This window comes from Streptomyces sp. NPDC059456 (assembly GCF_042750055.1).
Taxonomy (GTDB): Bacteria; Actinomycetota; Actinomycetes; order Streptomycetales; family Streptomycetaceae; genus Streptomyces.
Genome location: NZ_JBHYVA010000830.1, coordinates 1 through 3,318 on the forward strand (window position 1 = coordinate 1; position 3,318 = coordinate 3,318).

Here is a 3,318-nt window from a genome sequence, read left to right on the forward strand (position 1 = left end):
CGATGTAGGTGCTCAGGTCGTCGAGGTCGTGGCCCGCCCAGCGGGCGACGACCGCGGAGATCTTGGTGGCGTCGTAGCTGAGGTTGAAGACGTAGCCCGAGACGATGATCATCAGGCCGATCCGCAGCCAGCCGTGCACCTGGAGGGACCAGCGCCAGCACATGGCCACCATGACGACGGCCGCCACCAGGTGCGCCGTCAGGTACAGGGCGATCATCTGCTGGATGTAGGGGGTGTTGGCGTAGTACGTGTCGAAGTCGCGCAGCCGCTCGACCGGGGTCTCGCCGAGCAGGAACAGCGCCACCAGCACCACGACGACGCCGGCGTAGCCGAGCATCCAGCGGCGCGAGATGCGCCGGGTCTCCTCGGGCGGACCGCCGCGCCAGTTCACGATGAGCACCAGGCAGGCGGCGCTGAACAGGGTGATCAGGCAGTAGACGAGCGGGGCGGAGAAGTTGGTGACACCGGTCCAGCGGTTGACCGCCACGATGGTGGGCGGGGCGGCGAAGGTGAACACCGATCCGGCCAGGATCAGCAGGGCGCAGACCGACCGCAGGAGCGGGTCGCGCCAGTTGTTCCGTAGCGCCGGCAGCTTGAAGGCGAGGGAGACCGCCAGGGCGGCTGCCGGTATGTAGTAGTCCTGGCCGTTCAACGGTCGTTCCTGTGCCCCCGGTATCCGAGCGAGGCCTCGATGCGGCCCGCCAACTGGTCACGCTGTGCGGGCGCCCGGTGGCCCGCGGAACCGGCGAGCCAGTTGCGGCAACGGCTGCCCAGCAGTAAACCGAACGTCTCCGCCTCGGTCTCCTCGGAGACGTCGGCGCGGGTGCGCGCGGCGACGCGCCGGACCGTCTCGCCGAGGTCGGCCTCGTCGGACAGCAGCCGGGCGGCGACGGCGGCTCCGTCGACGTGGTGGCTGCAGTGGCCGGCCTTCATGTGCCACAGCTCGTGACCCAGGATGACCAGCTGGTGGTCGGGCGCCGTGCGTTCCTCGATGACCACCAGATCGCGGTCCGCCATGTCGAGCCACAGGCCGCTGGCCGTCCCCGGCGGGAACGAGGCCATCCGGAAGTCCACCCGGCGGCCGCGGTGCTTGCTCATGCCCTCGCACAGGGCGGCGTAGAGGTCCACGGGTTCCGCGGGCGCGGTCAGCCGGAGCCCGGCCACCAGTTCGCTGCACAACCGGCGCTGCTCTCTGCCTATGCTCACCGTTCTCCCCGTCGGCGCGGATCCGGATCAGGACTCAAGGATCAGACCCAGACTCTCGACTGGGTCAGGATTCATTCGGTTTGACGCTTTCGAGAAGCATGTCCAGCCATTCGGTCACCTTGTCCCGGTGTTTGTCACTGGGCAGTTGGGCGGCGCGCCAGGCGATGCCCCGGACGCCGTGGTTCTGGAGAAGTCTTGCCAGCGGATCGCCGGTCGAAGCGGCCGCGGCGGGTACGGTTTCGCGCGCGCGGCCGGCGTAGTCCTGGAGCAGCTGCTGTTCGGTCCGCTGGAGGGCGTCCGTGAGGGCGTCGGCGTCGTGCGCGGTGAGGAAGCCGGCGTGCACGCCGAAGAAGCGCTGGATCGCGTCGCAGTGCTCCATCGTGGGCCTGCGGTCGCCGTTGATCAGGGCGCCCGCCTGCTGCCGGGACATGCCGGCGCCGTCCGCGATCTCCTGCTGCGTGTAGCGGCGTCCGTTCGGCTTCAGCCGGGTGCGCCGGAGCAGGTCGAGGCGCTGGAGGAAACGGGTCTGCAGACAGGGCTCGCCGGCGGGCCGGCCGTCCAGCAGGGTCCTGACCACGTCGGCGGGGACGCCGGAGGCCTCGGAGAGGCGGCGCAGGTCGAAGACCTTGTTCAGGTCGTGGCCCATCTTGCCCGCGAGTTCGGCGACGCGCGTGACGGTGGCTGCCAGGGGCGCGTTGGCCACCGCGACGGGAGCCGGGAAGCCGTCTGTCACCAGTGGTTCTCCTAGATCGCGGCGGGGTCGGTACGGGCACATGGTCGGCTTTTGGAATCTAGCCGAGGACCTGCCGCAGGGCCAGAACTTGCCACAGCTGTGGCGGGAATGAGCTGTCAAGAGGCTGGAATTGCCACGATAGTTGACACTCGAATGAAGTCGGTAGCAGGATCGCCAGAGGAAATTGAAGATCCAGACCGTGAAGAGGGGGAGCTCTCGGTGCCACATCTCGCAGCGGTGGGCCCGTCCGATGGCCTCGCCCGAGCCGGTGAGGAGCGCCTGGCGGGCGAAGATTCCGCACGCGGCGCAGTGCGGTCGGAGCGACGCAAGGAGATTTTGCGCCAGCGGCGCGAGGAGCTGGGCCTGAGCCAGGAGGACGTCGCCGCCCGCCTGCACATCAGCGTCCGCGCCTACGGCAACTGGGAACGCGGCCTGGTCAAGGAGTGGACGGACCGCAAACTCCTCGCCCTGGCCGAGGCCTTGGAGATGAGCGAGCGGCAGTGCTTCTGGCTCTTCCGCGTCATGGTCGACCGGGACCCGCCGCCCACCTGGCGCGCCGCCGAGGAGAACCGGCTGCCCCAGGACCCCGCCCAGCGCGACTACCTGTGCGACTACGCGGCCCTGATGGAGGCCGTGCCCTACCCGAGCTTCCTGGTGGACCACCGCTGGGACGTGGCCCTCACCAACTCGGCCTTCGACAAGCTCTTCCAGTCGGTGCGCCCGCACCCGACCGCCCTGCCCGACGACAACTTCCTGCGCTTCGTGCTGTTCCACCCGGACGCCGCGGCCGTGCTGGAGGACCACGAACCGGCCTGGTGCGTACCGCTGCTGGCCCAGTTCGCGAACGCGCTCGCCGCGGCCCCGGACGACGAGGGCCTGAGCAGCATCCGCCAGGAGGTGGCCCGCGACCCGTTCATGGAGGCGGCCTACCGCTACGGCGTGCCGCACTGGCTGAGCACCCACGGGGCCGATGCCGCCGAGCGCGACGGAGCCGTGCGCACCGTCCGCCACTGGGACCCGCGCTGGGGCCACGTGCGCTGCCGGATGGTGGCCGAATCCAGCCGCATGCTGGACGCGATGGGCCTCACCCGGATCACCATGATCCTGTCGACGCCGCAGGGCGCGGCGACGGGCCCGGTCCGGGGCTCCGGCGCCACCCCGCTCCACCAGGGCCCCCGGCTGCGCGCCGTGCCGTCACTGGACTGACTCCCCGCCCGCCGCGCGGCGGGGGACACTGGTGGCCTCCAACACGGGTCGATCACGGGCCGCGGAGCGGATGCCACGGATCGTGGCACCGATCGTGGCGCGGTGAAGGGCGGTAGGGCGTGCGGCTGACCATCCTCGGCGGAGGCGGATTCCGGGTTCCGCTCGTCTACGGG

The 3,318-nt window shown here is 70.4% G+C and carries 3 protein-coding genes and 1 pseudogene; 1 reads left to right on the forward strand and 3 read right to left on the reverse strand.

Features of this window, described 5'->3' with window-relative positions; translation table 11 throughout:
* The 3 genes and pseudogenes from ACFXA3_RS39180 to ACFXA3_RS39190 form a co-directional block, all read right to left on the reverse strand.
* A pseudogene (locus ACFXA3_RS39180) lies at positions 1-652 on the reverse strand (hypothetical protein); the annotation flags it as partial.
* Positions 649-1,206, reverse strand: coding sequence for a toxin-antitoxin system, toxin component (locus ACFXA3_RS39185; protein ID WP_385195622.1), 558 nt, complete (start codon positions 1,204-1,206; stop codon positions 649-651). The pseudogene ACFXA3_RS39180 and the gene ACFXA3_RS39185, both read right to left, overlap by 4 nt.
* Positions 1,207-1,270: 64 nt before the next feature.
* Positions 1,271-1,939, reverse strand: coding sequence for a helix-turn-helix transcriptional regulator (locus ACFXA3_RS39190; protein ID WP_054221521.1), 669 nt, complete (start codon positions 1,937-1,939; stop codon positions 1,271-1,273).
* 336 nt (positions 1,940-2,275) lie between these two features.
* Between ACFXA3_RS39190 and ACFXA3_RS39195 the strand changes: the two genes are divergently transcribed.
* The gene (locus ACFXA3_RS39195) at positions 2,276-3,145 is read left to right on the forward strand and encodes a helix-turn-helix domain-containing protein (protein WP_385195625.1); all 870 of its coding nucleotides are present in this window, start codon (positions 2,276-2,278) and stop codon (positions 3,143-3,145) included.
* The last annotated feature ends 173 nt before the right edge of the window (positions 3,146-3,318 follow it).